Origin of the sequence: Rhizobium leguminosarum bv. viciae (genome assembly GCF_012276115.1) — a bacterium.
Classification (GTDB): Bacteria; Pseudomonadota; Alphaproteobacteria; order Rhizobiales; family Rhizobiaceae; genus Rhizobium; species Rhizobium leguminosarum_T.
Genome location: NZ_WIEU01000007.1, coordinates 1 through 12,828 on the forward strand (window position 1 = coordinate 1; position 12,828 = coordinate 12,828).

Below are 12,828 nucleotides of genomic sequence, written 5' to 3' on the forward strand. Positions count from 1 at the left end.
GGATACATCACCGGCCCAGACAAAACGCCCCACATCGCGGCGACGACCGCGCGCGTCTTCGCTGTGGACGCCACGCCAGCCGACAGCGCTCAATCAATAACAGAGGCGCTGTGAGAAAAGCGGGCTAACTGGCTTCTGACGGTCAACGTCAAGCAATGGGGATCGCGCCGCGCGAAGATCGCGAGCGAGCGCTGTAAGACCCTCACGCAAAGCCTTGCTCAAAAAGGGCTTTTGGACGAGCGGAAGCCGCAAAGGGATTTCATCATGGCCGAGCTTGTGACGAAGACCGATCTTGCCGCAGTGTTCGACACATTGACGCTGCGGCTTACCAGTGTCCGAAACCGAGTATGAGGAGATGGTACAGTACGCAGGAAGAGCGAGACGCGCATCACCTGGGATAGCCATTATCCAGGTAATATTTGAACGCCTGGCAGAAGGTGTTCTGCGTCTCCTGTTTCTGGAGATTTGCGACGATCTGGTGGGCACGCTTTCGCGCCCGCTCTATCACCGCGTCCTTTCGAATTGCCACCTGGATCATTGCTGAGCCAATTGCGATCTGCATGGCATCATTGTTCATCGGCACGCCGCACGTCCCTTGGCCTACGGCTAGCACCGCCACTTTCTCGACCCAGACGGATTCCTGTTTCGCAAGAGCAGGGCAAGCGACCGCAAGCAGGCACGTCGCGAGGATCGTCAAACGCATTCCACCCACTCCGAGATCTAAAGGTGCCACGCGGGCAAGCTACGAACAGTCAGGCATTGTGATCTGATCACAGACCTAGAAAACAGTCGAGAAAATGGATTTCGCTCCCGATACAACAAGGCTGGTGACAATGCCGCCCAACAGAAGCCGGTGACGCGTTGCACGGTCCTTGTTTTCCTCCAGCACATTCACCGGAAACGCCCATTTCAGATAACCGAATAGAGCGCGGTACGCGATCAGAGATAAGACCAAGCCGTAGATATAAAAGGCAATGCGAAAGCTAGAATGGGGACTGGTGGGTGGGAGTAGGAAGTCACAGTAGATGGTTACCCAGTAAAGGGCATAAGGGAAAGCAACGAACCAAAGACCGACATCGTAGGTAAATTTCCAATGTATGAAGCTGTCCCATTTCTTCTTCGATAGTATCTTGTTCGATACAATCGTTTGAATTGCTCTAAAAAATGTCACATCTCCGGAACGGATTTCCATTCGGCTATCATTAATTGTCGGCTCCGAGAGCACGGCACTTGCATCGAATAGAGGTGGTTTGTCGAAGCTGACCCACAGGGAGAATCGATCTCTTGGTTCAATTTCATTCGCGTTGCGTTTGAAGGCCGTCGTGTTGGTGAAGAAAACGGTGCGAATAGGGAAAGGCAAGTTCTTGGAGTCAAAGATGCTTTCTGTCTCACCATAGGTCGTCTCGCCGTCGAAGCCCATCACCGACACAGTCAAGCGGAACGCGTCGTCCTTTAAGAAGGCGGCCCTTATCGACCAGTCTTCATCGGATGAGCCTTCGGGCTTGATCAAAGCATTGACTATCTGCTCGCCCTCCTTTCGATTCAGGGCAGAGAGCTCGCGATATGCTGCTTTAATTTGCGGCAGGCTCAGATGGCACCCGCGAATTTCAATGACGTCCTCATACCACTGAACGTCAGGGGTCGATTTTTCTTTCACCAGTACATCATCTGACATGGTCGGATGTTCCTCACCTTCGCGCGGTGAAGTTGTAACTGATTCGTAGATCGCTAATGATCCCGCGACGCTTTGATCCCCCGAAAAGAACTATCAAGAGAGCTATCGATGAGAACAAGTTTCCATCCATGCTGCAGCAGAGGCTGCACGGGGTCTGCCTTTCCTTCTCACGGCGCGGGCGGAGAACTATCTTTGGGAGAGATCCGATCTGGACGATACCATCGAAAGGCTGCAAGCATTTTCGGCCGCTGGGGCAGATGTACTTTACGCACCCGGCTTGCCTGATATCGAGGCAATCAGAGCCGTTTGCGCGGCCGTGGACAAGCCAGTCAACGTGGTCATGGGTTTGAAAGGGCGAAAATACTCTGTTGCCGAACTGTCGAGCGTCGGAGTGCGCCGCGTGAGTGTCGGCGGCTCTTTCGCGCGGGCCGCGCTGGGGGCGTTGATGCGCGCCGCTATGGAGGTGAAAACAGCAGGTACGTTTGGATATGCCGACGACGCGCTCTCTGCTGCAATGGTTAGCCAACTGATGTCACGGGAGAAACGCCAGGACAGGCTATGAGCTGGACAGAAACCAAAGTCGCGAAGCAAGGATTGCTTCAAGGGACCGCTCCGGCAGTTAGTTTGTCGTCATCAGGACGACCCGGACGGAACGTCACGGTGACTTTCTTCGCGCGGATGAAACCATCCAACCCGTAACAAGGTCGGAGTTCGATTTCGATGTCTTCTGGTCCTTTTGGCAGGGCATAGTAGCTTGCTCGACCGCGATCAGTTACATAGCGGAGGACGAGACCATTGATGACGTTCTGGCGGCTGAAGCCGTCCAGCTGCAGGTCCATGATATCTTCGAAGGTGAAAGTGACGACTGCGTGCTTGTCAAGGACGCGATAGCCATCTTCATCAACAGCGTCGGTGCCAATCCAGCCGTGAATCTTAGCTCGCTTATGCCAGTGCGATTGAGAGCGAGACTCAAAATTTCCGCGTCATGAAAGGTCGGCTTTTGGCCGAACCACGCCAGAAGTTCCGGACCTCCGGGTATCTTCTCGTAGGTCATCTCACCTCACACGTCGGCTGGTGATGCCACACGATAGCCATCTCAGATGAATTGGCAATCGGCTCTGAATGCACCATGTCCGCCGCCTGCTGGGCGGCGGATTCGTCCCAAATGAGTTGTCGCCGGCTTGCGAGCCTGACACCGCAAGCCGGCGCCGCATTCTATTTAGCGACCTTGAAAAATTTTGATCAGCTTTGGAGTGGGCCGGTGGCGTTTGATGTCTACGACGTCGTCATAGGTGGCGCGACCGGAAGCGATCGCTGCGACAAATCGATTGCAGCCAACGCGCGCAGCGTCTTTGTCCGAGGTGTTTGTCAAAAGGCCGAAGTTGCGAGTGGTCCTTCCGTCGAAGCCCCTCACGCATTCTTTGACGGCTTCATTTCTCGCTCTCGAGCTGCCCTGCAGCAATGTGACGAGAGCATCATAGTCCTGACGCGTCGGCGTGCAGGCCGTAAGCAATCCCATGGCAATCAATACTGTTAAGATACCAGCGCGCATTATTATATTATTCCCTTAATGACCCAATGATCGGCGTCTGATGTTTATTTCGATTCGTGTGACGCGGGAAAGACGCGAAATTGCGAGGGTCATTCAGGGCCTAGCCGCTCCAGCATTCAAGTATTGCATGCTTCTGACGAGGTTCAGCCAGCATCGTATTTCAGCTAATCACAATAGGTGGGATGTCGTTTCGCCCGATGGGTTGTAGTTTGGCCGCCAATCCTTAGGGGGCCTGAACATGAGAGAGATCCTTTCGAGCATTGGTGCCGCAGCATTCTTGCTGTTGGCCGTGAATGCCTATGCCGTCGATCTTCCGGCAGGGGCCAAGAAGGTCACGATGGAAGAGTTCAAAGCCTTTGCTGACGGCAAGCATGTGAAGGTGGAGATTGTCGATCTGGAAAAGCCCGTGAGCGCCGATCTCGTATGGAGTTGGAAGAAGGGCACCATTACCGGGAAGGCCGATGTCGGCGGCAAGATGATCGACGTGAAAACCAAACTCACCTTCAAGGGCGATAAAGCTTGCTCCAACGGCAAAGGCGAAAAGCCGAACTGCCACTTTATCTATATAGACGGCGACAAGTTCTACGAAGTTCGAGATGACATGAAGGTCCATGCAGTCTCGACTGTCGGCTGAGGCCGGGGATCTCTCCGCGCTCATGGCCGCGGCTCGATCTGGAGAGTTCATAGAACCCGGTACTTTCCCGCACTCCCGCAGCCCTTAGAGGAGGGCATGCGCAGCTTTCCGCCATTCGTACAAGGCCCTGTATACGGCCTCGGCGATCAGCGTCGGCGGCGCGCTTATTGCGTCCTGCCGGAACCAAGCGGTGATCTCAGTGAACGACCGAGAGGTAGCGGATGCCGGCTTCATCTGCCGCTCTGATCAACGCTTCCCGCGCGGCGTCCGGGGGCGTGGTTCCGCGGATGGCGTCGAGGCATGTCCTCACCGCCACGACATACTCCTCGCCGTCATCGCCGGGCCATGCAGAAATGAGCATGGTGGCGGCGTCGCCGAGGGTCCTGATGACGCTGTATTTTTCCTGGCCGCTCATGAGGATCCTCAGTGCGGGAAACTGATGCGATGTGTACCGATTCATGACATTTTGTCCTTGCATCATAAACATATTAGTAACTTTGCAAGAAGTGTTCCAACCGGCGCTGCAGGATGATTATCCTCTATGAATCGGCAAAAGCAGTCGGCAACGCCTCTCCAGCCAGGAAGCCGGGAACTTGTTTTAAACACATTGCCGTCATATTGATTCATCTATCGAAATTGCTTGTCGAGCTTGGTTTGCGCCCTTGGCGTCCCAGCTGATCTTTCCTTTCAAAATCGATTTCTGCGCCGTCCGGCAGCCGCCGGAGGGTGATTGTCATGCCGGTTGAGGGGGAATCGTCATGAACGCAGGCAAGTCTTTGATCGACGCAAGCCTCCCCCAACACCATCGTCGCTGTCTGATATGCCTTCGGTCTCTGACCGCGGGTGTCAGTGCCGGCATTCCGGCTGGGTTTTCCAGCCATTGAGGAGAATTTCATGAGCAAGACCAATGCAGAGGCACTGTTGCGCAAAGCGCAGCGCCAGGTTGCCAATACCAGCGGCGGCGGCCATCTCGGCGGCACCAATTTCGGTCAGGGCAATGACGCCAAGACTGCGTCCGGAAGCGGCAACCGCCCGGCAGGCAAGGGCCGGCCACCAACTGGCGGCAAACGCTGACGACAGCGCCGCACGTCTTTTGAGACACGCAAAGGACGCTGCAGCACTTTGAACTGCTGCATCATTTTATCCTTAAATCGATTCCGATTTAAGGAATTCTGCAGGAGAAGCAGCATCGCGATTGAGGACAGCCCCGCCAAAATGGCGGGGTTTCTGTTTGACAGACCTCTGAAGGGCTCGGGCTCTTCTCAGCGATCCAGGAAATGATCGAAGTAGACCTGGGGGATGGGGTAGGCGTAGACGCCCCTGTCGACGAAGCTGTACCTATAGAGGCAACTTCTGAGAGCCGCGTTGTAATAGAGGCTGTGCGGGTCCGTTGAGCCGCGTTGCCATGAGGCTGCCTCCGGCACGCACCGCTGAAGCGCTTTATCGTACCGAGCCAGCAGCGCCGGGTCAGTATCGACCCGAATGCCGCTGTAGGATTGATAGTTTGAAGGAGATTCTGCGGCCGATATACAGCCCAGGCCAAGTGCAACACCAACGACTGCCATCAATCTCATCGGATTTAATTCCCCCCTGACCGATTATCGGAGTATCGAGCGGAACGATATTAGTTCCAGTGCCTGCGGGCAAGAGCCCGCTTGTTCCGGCGTCTACATCGGCGGCGTGATCTTCTGGATGGCCGACCGCGAGAAATGAGCGAGATCGTATGGCGAAGCGCGCCGGCGGCCTGAGAGCTGCCGCCACAGGATGGCGGCAGCTATTTTGTACCGATCAATCCAAGAGATCGGCCGGTACCTTGCCGCCATTTTCCGAAAGCCGCTTCATCAGCGCCTTGTGCAGCCACATATTCATTTTTGCGGAATCGTTGTTGTCGCCGGTATAGCCGAGTTCTGTGGCGAGTTCCTTGCGCTCAGCTAGGCTTGCATCCATCCCGACAGCCTTCATCAGGTCCACGATCGAGTGACGCCAATCGAGTTTCTGGCCGTTCTTCTTCACAGCCGCGTCGAGGATCGGGACGATATCGACTGTGGCTGTAGAGGTGGCCGGCTTGCTTTGCGGGGCAGGGGCCGCAGGCGTCGGACTGGGCGCTGCCGACGGTGAGGCAGGCGCTGGCGCCGGCTCTGTCTTCGGCGCGCCGGCAGCAACGGGTTCGGCTGCTTTCGCTTCTCCGAAGATTGCATGTTTGATCTTATCGAAAATGCCCATTCTAAACCTCCAGTTCCATCAGATGAGAACATGCTGAAACATGGACTTCCCGCTTGATATATCCAGGCGGAATGGGAGTTATTTTTAGCATGTTCAATCGCTGGTGGAAAAGCCGATGCCCGCGGGAGCTGTGGTCGATCTCAGGGAAAAGCTGCGATCGGATTATTCGCCGCCAGCCGAAGATTGCTGGCGCCATCGGAAGGAATACTTCAGCAGCCCTCCGACTGTCAGTCGACATGCCCGCTTTTGGCACAGTCAGTCGGGCGATTCGGAATTCAATAACCGCGAAACATCATTATACGCCGCCGAACCGACTTGCCGCGCCCTGTCGTGAAACATTCGTCATCTCTTCACGTTGCCTTGCCATGGACGTCCTATAGTTGCAGGCGTCCGATCGATCGAAGGTACGCGCGTTCCTCGATTTTCGACTGCCGGGCAGACATGACCCATAACCACAATAGACTCTCCTTGGCAGTGCTCGCATCGTGCGCCCTCCTTGCCATGCCGGCAAGCGATGCGCGTGCGATCGATGTCGGTGTGTCGGTGAATGCAGGCAATGCCGTCAGCGCCGATGTCGGGGTTTCGATTGGCGGCGGGAGCGGCATCAGCGCCGATGCCAATGCTTCCGTCGGCGGATCGAACGGTGTCAATGCCGATGCGACCGCCAATGCCGGCGGTGGCCGGGGCATCGACGCCGATGGGCCTGTCGAGCAGCGCAAGATGCTCGTCCGTTGCGCCGATATCTCCGCCTCCGGCGGTGATTCCGGTCTTGCCGGTCTCTGCCGTCTGCTGCAGGCGACCGCCTCCCGCTGAACGCGAAAGACCCGCCGAATCGGAAGGTGCGGCGGGTTTTTCAAGGGACGCTTCGATCTAATGCAGGATCTGGCTGAGGAACAGCTTGGTGCGTTCGTGCTGCGGGTTATCGAAGAAGGCGGCCGGTTCGTTCTGTTCGACGATTTGGCCCTGGTCCATGAAGATGACCCGGTTGGCCACCTGGCGGGCAAAGCCCATTTCATGCGTGACGCAGAGCATGGTCATGCCTTCCTCGGCAAGACCCACCATGGTGTCGAGCACTTCCTTGATCATTTCGGGATCGAGCGCCGAGGTCGGCTCGTCGAACAGCATGATCTTCGGGTTCATGCACAGCGAACGCGCGATCGCCACGCGCTGCTGCTGGCCGCCAGAGAGCTGGCCCGGATATTTGTTGGCCTGCTCCGGGATCTTGACCCGCTTCAGGAAGTGCATGGCCACTTCTTCGGCCTGCTTCTTCGGCATTTTGCGGACCCAAATTGGTGCCAACGTGCAGTTTTCCAGGATCGTCAGATGCGGGAAGAGGTTGAAGTGCTGGAACACCATGCCGACTTCGCGCCGCACCTCGTCGATCTTCTTCAGATCATTGGTGAGCTCGGTGCCGTCGACGACGATCTTGCCTTTCTGATGCTCTTCCAGGCGGTTGATGCAGCGGATCATCGTCGACTTGCCCGAGCCCGACGGGCCGGCAATGACGATGCGCTCGCCGCGCATGACCTTCAGGTTGATGTCGCGCAGCACGTGGAAATCACCGTACCACTTGTTCATGTTGACGATCTCGACCGCCACTTCCGTTGCGGAAACGGTGAGCTTTTTCGCTGGAGCTTCAGCCATGACTATTTTCCCTCATTCTTATCGTTGTAGCGTTCTTATCGTTTGTGGCCGGTATCGAGATGGCGTTCCATGAAGCCTGAATAGCGCGACATGCCGAAGCAGAACAGCCAGAAGATGAAGCCCGCGAAGATCAGACCCGTGATCGGCGTGACGGCGCTTGCCCAGTTGGCATCGGAGAAGTTCAACTTGACGATGCCAAGCAGATCGAACATGCCGATAATGGTGACCAGCGACGTGTCCTTGAACGTTCCGATGAAGGTGTTCACGATGCTCGGGATCACCAGCTTGATGGCCTGCGGCATGATAATCAGCCGGGTCTTCTGCCAATAGCCGAGGCCGAGTGAATCGGCGCCTTCAAACTGTCCCTTCGGGATCGCCTGAAGGCCGCCGCGGATCACTTCAGCCATATAGGCCGACGTGAAGATCGACACACCGATCAGCGCCCGAAGCAATTTGTCCACGTTCCAGCCTGTGGGAAGGAAGAGCGGCAGCATGACACTTGCCATGAACAGAACGGTGATCAGCGGAACGCCTCGAATGACCTCGATGAAGGTAACGCAGAGCATCCGGATGATGGGCATCTTCGAGCGGCGTCCCAGCGCAAGCAGAATGCCGACGGGTAGAGAGACGGCAATACCGACAAAGGACAGGACGAGCGTCACCATCAACCCGCCCCAGAGTGGAGTTTCCACCACTTCGAGGCCGAAGCCGCCGTGAAGAAGCCAGAAGGCGATGACCGGCAGGACGGCGAACAGAAGAATGGCGTTCAGGCCCTTGCGCGGCGCCGACGGGATCAACATCGGAACCAGCAGCAGAATGAACAGGATCCCGACGATCGCCGGCCGCCAACGCTCACCGAGCGGATAGCGGCCGAATATAAACTGATCGTATTTGGCGCTGATGAAGGCCCAGCATGCACCACTCCAGCCGTCAGGCTGGATGCCGCCCTGGAGCGTCGTCGCGCAGAATGTGCGGTCCGGCCCGGACCACACGGCCTGGATGAACAACCAGTTGACGAGCTGCGGCACGGCCCATGCGATGAGCGCAAGAGCCAGGATCGTCAGGATCACGTCCTTCGGAGTTGCCAGGAGATTGCGGCGTATCCAGGCGACGGCTCCCCTCTCGCCGGGAGGCGGCGGTTCGGCGGCAAGGATGGACGTTCTGACAAAGGGTTTATCGGCGACCGACATCTTATCTCTCCACCAGTGCCATCTTGGCGTTGAACCAATTCATGAACAGCGACGTGAGAATGCTCAAGCTGAGATAGACGATACCCCAGATGCAGACGATCTCGATCGCTTGACCGCTCTGATTGAGGATCGTGCCACCGACGGCAACGAGATCCGAGAAACCGATCGCGATGGCGAGTGAGGAGTTCTTGGTCAGGTTCAGGTACTGGCTCGTCAACGGCGGGATGATGATGCGCAGCGCCTGCGGCACCACGACAAGTCTCGTCACGCTCGACGGATGCAGCCCCAGCGCGCCGGCTGCTTCGGATTGTCCTTTTGCAACGCCGCGAATGCCGCCGCGAACGATCTCGGCGATGAACGAGGCGGTATAGAAGGACAGAGCGAGAAACAGCGACATGAATTCGGGGCCGACGACGGAGCCGCCCGTGAGATTGAATTTTCCGGCAACCGGAACGTCGAAGGTGAGCGGAAAGCCGGATACAACGAAGGCCAGCAATGGCAAGCCGACGATCAGCCCGATCGCCGTCCACACGGTGTGGAACGGCTGGCCGGTTGCGGCTTGGCGTTTGTGGGCCCAGCGCGTGATGATGATGGTGGCGGCAATCGCAATCAGCAGGGCGATGCCGACCGCTATCATGCCTGTCTCGAAGATCGGCTTCGGGAAGGCTAGTCCTCTGTTGTTGAGGTACATGCTGAACGGCAGGCCCACCGATTCGCGCGGCTGCGGCAAGACGGAGAGAACGCCGAGATACCAGAAAAAGATGACGAGCAGCGGCGGAATGTTACGGAAAACCTCGACATAGACCGTGCAGAGCTTGGCAATCAGCCAATTGTGCGACAACCGGCCGATCCCAATCAGGAAGCCGATGATGGTCGCCGTGAAGATACCGGTCACCGCCACCAGCAAGGTATTCAGAATGCCGACGAGAAGTGCGCGCGCATAAGTCGAGTCGCTCGAAAAGCCGATCAGCGACTGGCCGATTTCGAAACCGGCGCGACCGCGAAGAAAGCCGAAACCCGATGCCGTATTGCTGCGGGCAAGGTTCACGGCCGTGTTGTGGGCCACCCACCACACAAAGCCCACGAGAACAACGATTGTTAGGACCTGGTAAAATATGCTCCGGTATTTCGGGTCGTACATTGCCGACCGGAAACTCCAGCCGGTGCCATGCAAAGGTGTCGTATCCACAGCCTCATGCGTCATGCCGCGCCAATCCCCTTGTGCCCGTTTTCGGGCTTTCTTTTTACTTTTTGGAGTGGGAAGGCGGCTTTGCCGCCTTCCCGGTATGTCATTGCCAGTGCTCGATTAACGAACCGGCGGTGCGTACTGGATGCCGCCCTTGTTCCACAGAGCATTCAAGCCGCGTGCGATCTTGAGGGGGCTGCCCTCGCCGATATTGCGCTCGAAGATTTCACCATAATTGCCGACGCCCTTGATGACGTTGGCGGCCCAATCATTGGTCAGGCCGAGATCGGTGCCGATCTTGGTGTCGGTCTCGCTGCCGAGGAAGCGCTTGATATCCGGGTTCGGCGAGTTCTTCATCTCGTCGACATTTGCCTGCGTGATGCCGAACTCTTCGGCATTGATCAGCGCATAAGCCGTCCAGGAAACGATGTCGAACCACTGATCATCACCCTGACGGACGGCCGGGCCAAGCGGCTCCTTGGAGATGATCTCAGGAAGGATGACGTGTTCGTCGGGATTCTTCAGCGTCAGACGCAACGAATAGAGACCGGATTGGTCGGTCGTGTAAACGTCGCAACGACCAGCGTCATAGGCCGCGTTGACCTCAGGAAGGTTTTCGAAGACGACCGGATTGTATTGCAGATTGTTCGTCTTGAAGTAATCGGCGAGGTTCAGTTCGGTCGTCGTGCCCGACTGTACGCAGACTGCGGCGCCGGAGAGTTCGAGAGCCGACTTCACGTTCAGGCCCTTGCGCACCATGAAGCCCTGGCCGTCATAATAGGTGACGGGACGGAAGTTGAAGCCGAGTGCCGTGTCGCGGTTGATCGTCCAGGTCGTATTGCGCGAGAGAACGTCGATTTCGCCGGACTGCAGAGCGGTGAAACGTTCCTTCGCATTTGTCGGCGTGTACTTGACCTTGGTGGGGTCGCCGAACACCGCCGAAGCGACGGCCTTGCAGAAGTCAACGTCGAAGCCGGCCCAATTGCCGGAAGCGTCAGGTGCGGCAAAGCCGGTAAGGCCGGTATTGACGCCGCACTGAACGAAACCCTTTGCCTTGACGTCTGACAGAGTGGTGGCGGAGGCGGCCGAGGCGCCAACTGCCAAAACTGCTGCGCCGATGGCGGCGGACAGGAGCTTATTTTTCATTTTCCCAACCTTTTCCGTTGTCTTATCTTTTCTTGTGGGGAGTGCGTGCCGACAATCCGTGCCGCCTCCCCATTGTCTCGACACCCTCCCGGCGCGAGTGGGTCTATCACAGTCGCAAATGTCACTATGGTCAAGTGTCGCGCTCAATAATTGCGGCGAAATGCAACATTTTGGCAGATAGCGCTGCATTCATGGGCGGTTGATTAGGAAATAGGCGTCCGGTTGCGGAAAAATAACGCGAAAATCGAAGTTTCCATCATTTCGGATCGTCGCCGCAACCGATCTTCAAGGGGTTGACCCGAAACGGCCGGGCGTCCAAAAGTCTGGTTTCGCGACCCTTCGCCAAAGGCTATTCCCGACATGAAAGACAAAGACAGCTTGCTGCAGAATGCCGGCATCAACACCCGCCTGACCCATATCGGCAACGACCCTTTCGACTATCACGGCTTCATCAATCCGCCGGTCGTGCATGCCTCGACGGTGCTGTTTCCGAATGCGCGGGCGATGGAGACGCGCACGCAGAAATACACTTACGGGACGCGCGGCACACCGACGACGGATGCGCTCTGCGAGGCGATCGACGCGCTCGAAGGCTCGGCCGGAACGATCCTTGTGCCGTCGGGCCTTGCGGCCGTCACCATCCCGTTTCTGGGTTTCGTCGCTGCCGGCGATCATGCGCTGGTGGTCGATTCGGTCTATGGCCCGACGCGCCATTTCTGCGACACGATGCTGAAGCGCCTCGGCGTCGAGGTGGAATATTACCATCCGGAGATCGGCGCCGGCATCGAGACGCTGTTCCGGCCGAACACGAAGCTCGTCCACACCGAGGCTCCCGGCTCCAACACCTTCGAGATGCAGGATATTCCGGCGATCTCGGCAGTTGCGCACCGCCATGGCGCCGTCGTCATGATGGACAATACCTGGGCGACGCCGGTCTATTTCAGGCCGCTCGATCACGGCGTCGACATCTCCATCCACGCATCGACGAAATATCCGTCCGGCCATTCCGACATCCTGCTCGGAACGGTTTCGGCCAATGCCGAGCACTGGGAGCGGCTGAAGGAAGCAAACGGTGTGCTCGGGATCTGCGGCGCACCCGATGATGCCTATCAGATCCTGCGCGGATTGCGCACCATGGGCCTGCGCCTCGAGCGGCATTGTGAAAGCGCTCTTGATATCGCGGAATGGCTGGAGGGCAGGGAGGATGTCGCCCGCGTGCTGCATCCGGCCCTGCCGAGTTTTCCCTCGCACCATCTCTGGAAGCGGGATTTCAAAGGCGCCAGCGGCATCTTTTCCTTCGTGCTTGCCGCCGATGGTCCCGAGAAGTCCAGAGCAAAGGCGCATGCCTTCCTCGACGCGCTCAGGATTTTCGGTCTCGGCTATTCCTGGGGTGGCTTTGAAAGCCTCGCTTTGCATGCCAATCTCAACGATCGCAAGATCGCCAAGGCGCCGACGGAGGGTCCGGTCATCCGCCTGCAGATCGGCATCGAGGACGTGGCCGACCTGAAGGCCGATATCGAACGGGGTTTTGCGGCGGCAAGCGCCGTCTGACCAGACACGCTTTATCGCCGCTGGTCG

Annotated in this window: 15 protein-coding genes and 1 pseudogene; 5 read left to right on the top strand and 11 right to left on the bottom strand. The window is 57.4% G+C overall.

The genetic code is table 11. The annotated features are described in order from the left end of the window. Nucleotides 1-388: 388 nt before the first annotated feature. Both GFM02_RS14585 and GFM02_RS14590 read right to left on the bottom strand, forming a co-directional pair. Nucleotides 389-703, bottom strand: a complete 315-nt coding sequence (locus tag GFM02_RS14585) for a hypothetical protein (RefSeq protein ID WP_168321995.1) — start codon at nt 701-703, stop codon at nt 389-391. A 75-nt stretch (nt 704-778) separates the two neighbouring features. Next, entirely contained in the window at nt 779-1,675 is an 897-nt protein-coding gene (locus tag GFM02_RS14590) for a hypothetical protein (protein WP_168321996.1), read from the bottom strand. A 124-nt stretch (nt 1,676-1,799) separates the two neighbouring features. Here GFM02_RS14590 and GFM02_RS14595 point away from each other — a divergent pair. After that, nucleotides 1,800-2,237 (top strand): annotated as a pseudogene (locus GFM02_RS14595) (isocitrate lyase/phosphoenolpyruvate mutase family protein); the annotation flags it as partial. A gap of 37 nt (nt 2,238-2,274) precedes the next feature. Here the strand turns inward: GFM02_RS14595 and GFM02_RS35105 are convergent. Both GFM02_RS35105 and GFM02_RS14605 read right to left on the bottom strand, forming a co-directional pair. Further along, nucleotides 2,275-2,514, bottom strand: coding sequence for a hypothetical protein (locus tag GFM02_RS35105; protein WP_246792243.1), 240 nt, complete (start codon nt 2,512-2,514; stop codon nt 2,275-2,277). A gap of 380 nt (nt 2,515-2,894) precedes the next feature. Further along, a complete protein-coding gene (locus GFM02_RS14605) occupies nt 2,895-3,227 on the bottom strand; it encodes a hypothetical protein (RefSeq protein WP_077981129.1) in 333 nt (110 codons plus the stop codon). 238 nt (nt 3,228-3,465) lie between these two features. Here GFM02_RS14605 and GFM02_RS14610 point away from each other — a divergent pair, with 238 nt between their 5' ends. Continuing rightward, nucleotides 3,466-3,861, top strand: a complete 396-nt coding sequence (locus GFM02_RS14610; RefSeq protein WP_168321997.1) for a hypothetical protein — start codon at nt 3,466-3,468, stop codon at nt 3,859-3,861. Between the two features lie 196 nt (nt 3,862-4,057). Here the strand turns inward: GFM02_RS14610 and GFM02_RS14615 are convergent, their stop codons facing one another. Continuing rightward, on the bottom strand, nt 4,058-4,348 hold the full coding sequence (locus GFM02_RS14615) for a DUF982 domain-containing protein (RefSeq protein ID WP_131663923.1): 291 nt from the start codon (nt 4,346-4,348) through the stop codon (nt 4,058-4,060). A gap of 407 nt (nt 4,349-4,755) precedes the next feature. Between GFM02_RS14615 and GFM02_RS14620 the strand changes: the two genes are divergently transcribed. Next, nucleotides 4,756-4,935, top strand: coding sequence for a hypothetical protein (locus tag GFM02_RS14620; RefSeq protein WP_131663925.1), 180 nt, complete (start codon nt 4,756-4,758; stop codon nt 4,933-4,935). A gap of 188 nt (nt 4,936-5,123) precedes the next feature. Here GFM02_RS14620 and GFM02_RS14625 read toward each other — a convergent pair whose 3' ends face one another. Continuing rightward, nucleotides 5,124-5,435, bottom strand: coding sequence for a hypothetical protein (locus GFM02_RS14625; protein ID WP_131663988.1), 312 nt, complete (start codon nt 5,433-5,435; stop codon nt 5,124-5,126). A 214-nt stretch (nt 5,436-5,649) separates the two neighbouring features. After that, on the bottom strand, nt 5,650-6,084 hold the full coding sequence (locus tag GFM02_RS14630) for a DUF3597 domain-containing protein (RefSeq protein WP_168321998.1): 435 nt from the start codon (nt 6,082-6,084) through the stop codon (nt 5,650-5,652). A gap of 441 nt (nt 6,085-6,525) precedes the next feature. Here GFM02_RS14630 and GFM02_RS14635 point away from each other — a divergent pair, with 441 nt between their 5' ends. Continuing rightward, complete coding sequence (locus GFM02_RS14635; RefSeq protein WP_168321999.1) at nt 6,526-6,897, top strand: hypothetical protein; 372 nt, start codon at nt 6,526-6,528, stop codon at nt 6,895-6,897. 57 nt (nt 6,898-6,954) lie between these two features. On the opposite strand, the gene GFM02_RS14640 is transcribed toward GFM02_RS14635, so the two are convergent. The 4 genes from GFM02_RS14640 to GFM02_RS14655 all read right to left on the bottom strand — a co-directional run bounded on the left by GFM02_RS14640 (nt 6,955) and on the right by GFM02_RS14655 (nt 11,250). Then, nucleotides 6,955-7,728: an amino acid ABC transporter ATP-binding protein gene (locus tag GFM02_RS14640; RefSeq protein ID WP_011651798.1), complete on the bottom strand. Its 774-nt coding sequence runs from the start codon at nt 7,726-7,728 to the stop codon at nt 6,955-6,957. Between the two features lie 35 nt (nt 7,729-7,763). Then, nucleotides 7,764-8,918, bottom strand: coding sequence for an amino acid ABC transporter permease (locus GFM02_RS14645; RefSeq protein ID WP_168322000.1), 1,155 nt, complete (start codon nt 8,916-8,918; stop codon nt 7,764-7,766). 1 nt (nt 8,919) lies between these two features. Further along, on the bottom strand, nt 8,920-10,122 hold the full coding sequence (locus tag GFM02_RS14650; protein WP_168322001.1) for an amino acid ABC transporter permease: 1,203 nt from the start codon (nt 10,120-10,122) through the stop codon (nt 8,920-8,922). Between the two features lie 102 nt (nt 10,123-10,224). Beyond that, complete coding sequence (locus tag GFM02_RS14655) at nt 10,225-11,250, bottom strand: amino acid ABC transporter substrate-binding protein (RefSeq protein ID WP_020049756.1); 1,026 nt, start codon at nt 11,248-11,250, stop codon at nt 10,225-10,227. 360 nt (nt 11,251-11,610) lie between these two features. Between GFM02_RS14655 and GFM02_RS14660 the strand changes: the two genes are divergently transcribed. Further along, on the top strand, nt 11,611-12,801 hold the full coding sequence (locus GFM02_RS14660) for a cystathionine beta-lyase (protein ID WP_168322002.1): 1,191 nt from the start codon (nt 11,611-11,613) through the stop codon (nt 12,799-12,801). The last annotated feature ends 27 nt before the right edge of the window (nt 12,802-12,828 follow it).

Excerpts from the sequence above, each read along its gene's own strand:
- GFM02_RS14585 (WP_168321995.1), bottom strand. The coding sequence starts at position 703 with ATGCGTTTGACGATCCTCGCGACGTGCCTGCTTGCGGTCGCTTGCCCT.
- GFM02_RS14590 (WP_168321996.1), bottom strand. The coding sequence starts at position 1,675 with ATGTCAGATGATGTACTGGTGAAAGAAAAATCGACCCCTGACGTTCAG.
- GFM02_RS35105 (WP_246792243.1), bottom strand. The coding sequence starts at position 2,514 with ATGGACCTGCAGCTGGACGGCTTCAGCCGCCAGAACGTCATCAATGGT.
- GFM02_RS14605 (WP_077981129.1), bottom strand. The coding sequence starts at position 3,227 with ATGCGCGCTGGTATCTTAACAGTATTGATTGCCATGGGATTGCTTACG.
- GFM02_RS14610 (WP_168321997.1), top strand. The coding sequence starts at position 3,466 with ATGAGAGAGATCCTTTCGAGCATTGGTGCCGCAGCATTCTTGCTGTTG.
- GFM02_RS14615 (WP_131663923.1), bottom strand. The coding sequence starts at position 4,348 with ATGTTTATGATGCAAGGACAAAATGTCATGAATCGGTACACATCGCAT.
- GFM02_RS14620 (WP_131663925.1), top strand. The coding sequence starts at position 4,756 with ATGAGCAAGACCAATGCAGAGGCACTGTTGCGCAAAGCGCAGCGCCAG.
- GFM02_RS14625 (WP_131663988.1), bottom strand. The coding sequence starts at position 5,435 with ATGAGATTGATGGCAGTCGTTGGTGTTGCACTTGGCCTGGGCTGTATA.
- GFM02_RS14630 (WP_168321998.1), bottom strand. The coding sequence starts at position 6,084 with ATGGGCATTTTCGATAAGATCAAACATGCAATCTTCGGAGAAGCGAAA.
- GFM02_RS14635 (WP_168321999.1), top strand. The coding sequence starts at position 6,526 with ATGACCCATAACCACAATAGACTCTCCTTGGCAGTGCTCGCATCGTGC.
- GFM02_RS14640 (WP_011651798.1), bottom strand. The coding sequence starts at position 7,728 with ATGGCTGAAGCTCCAGCGAAAAAGCTCACCGTTTCCGCAACGGAAGTG.
- GFM02_RS14645 (WP_168322000.1), bottom strand. The coding sequence starts at position 8,918 with ATGTCGGTCGCCGATAAACCCTTTGTCAGAACGTCCATCCTTGCCGCC.
- GFM02_RS14650 (WP_168322001.1), bottom strand. The coding sequence starts at position 10,122 with ATGACGCATGAGGCTGTGGATACGACACCTTTGCATGGCACCGGCTGG.
- GFM02_RS14655 (WP_020049756.1), bottom strand. The coding sequence starts at position 11,250 with ATGAAAAATAAGCTCCTGTCCGCCGCCATCGGCGCAGCAGTTTTGGCA.
- GFM02_RS14660 (WP_168322002.1), top strand. The coding sequence starts at position 11,611 with ATGAAAGACAAAGACAGCTTGCTGCAGAATGCCGGCATCAACACCCGC.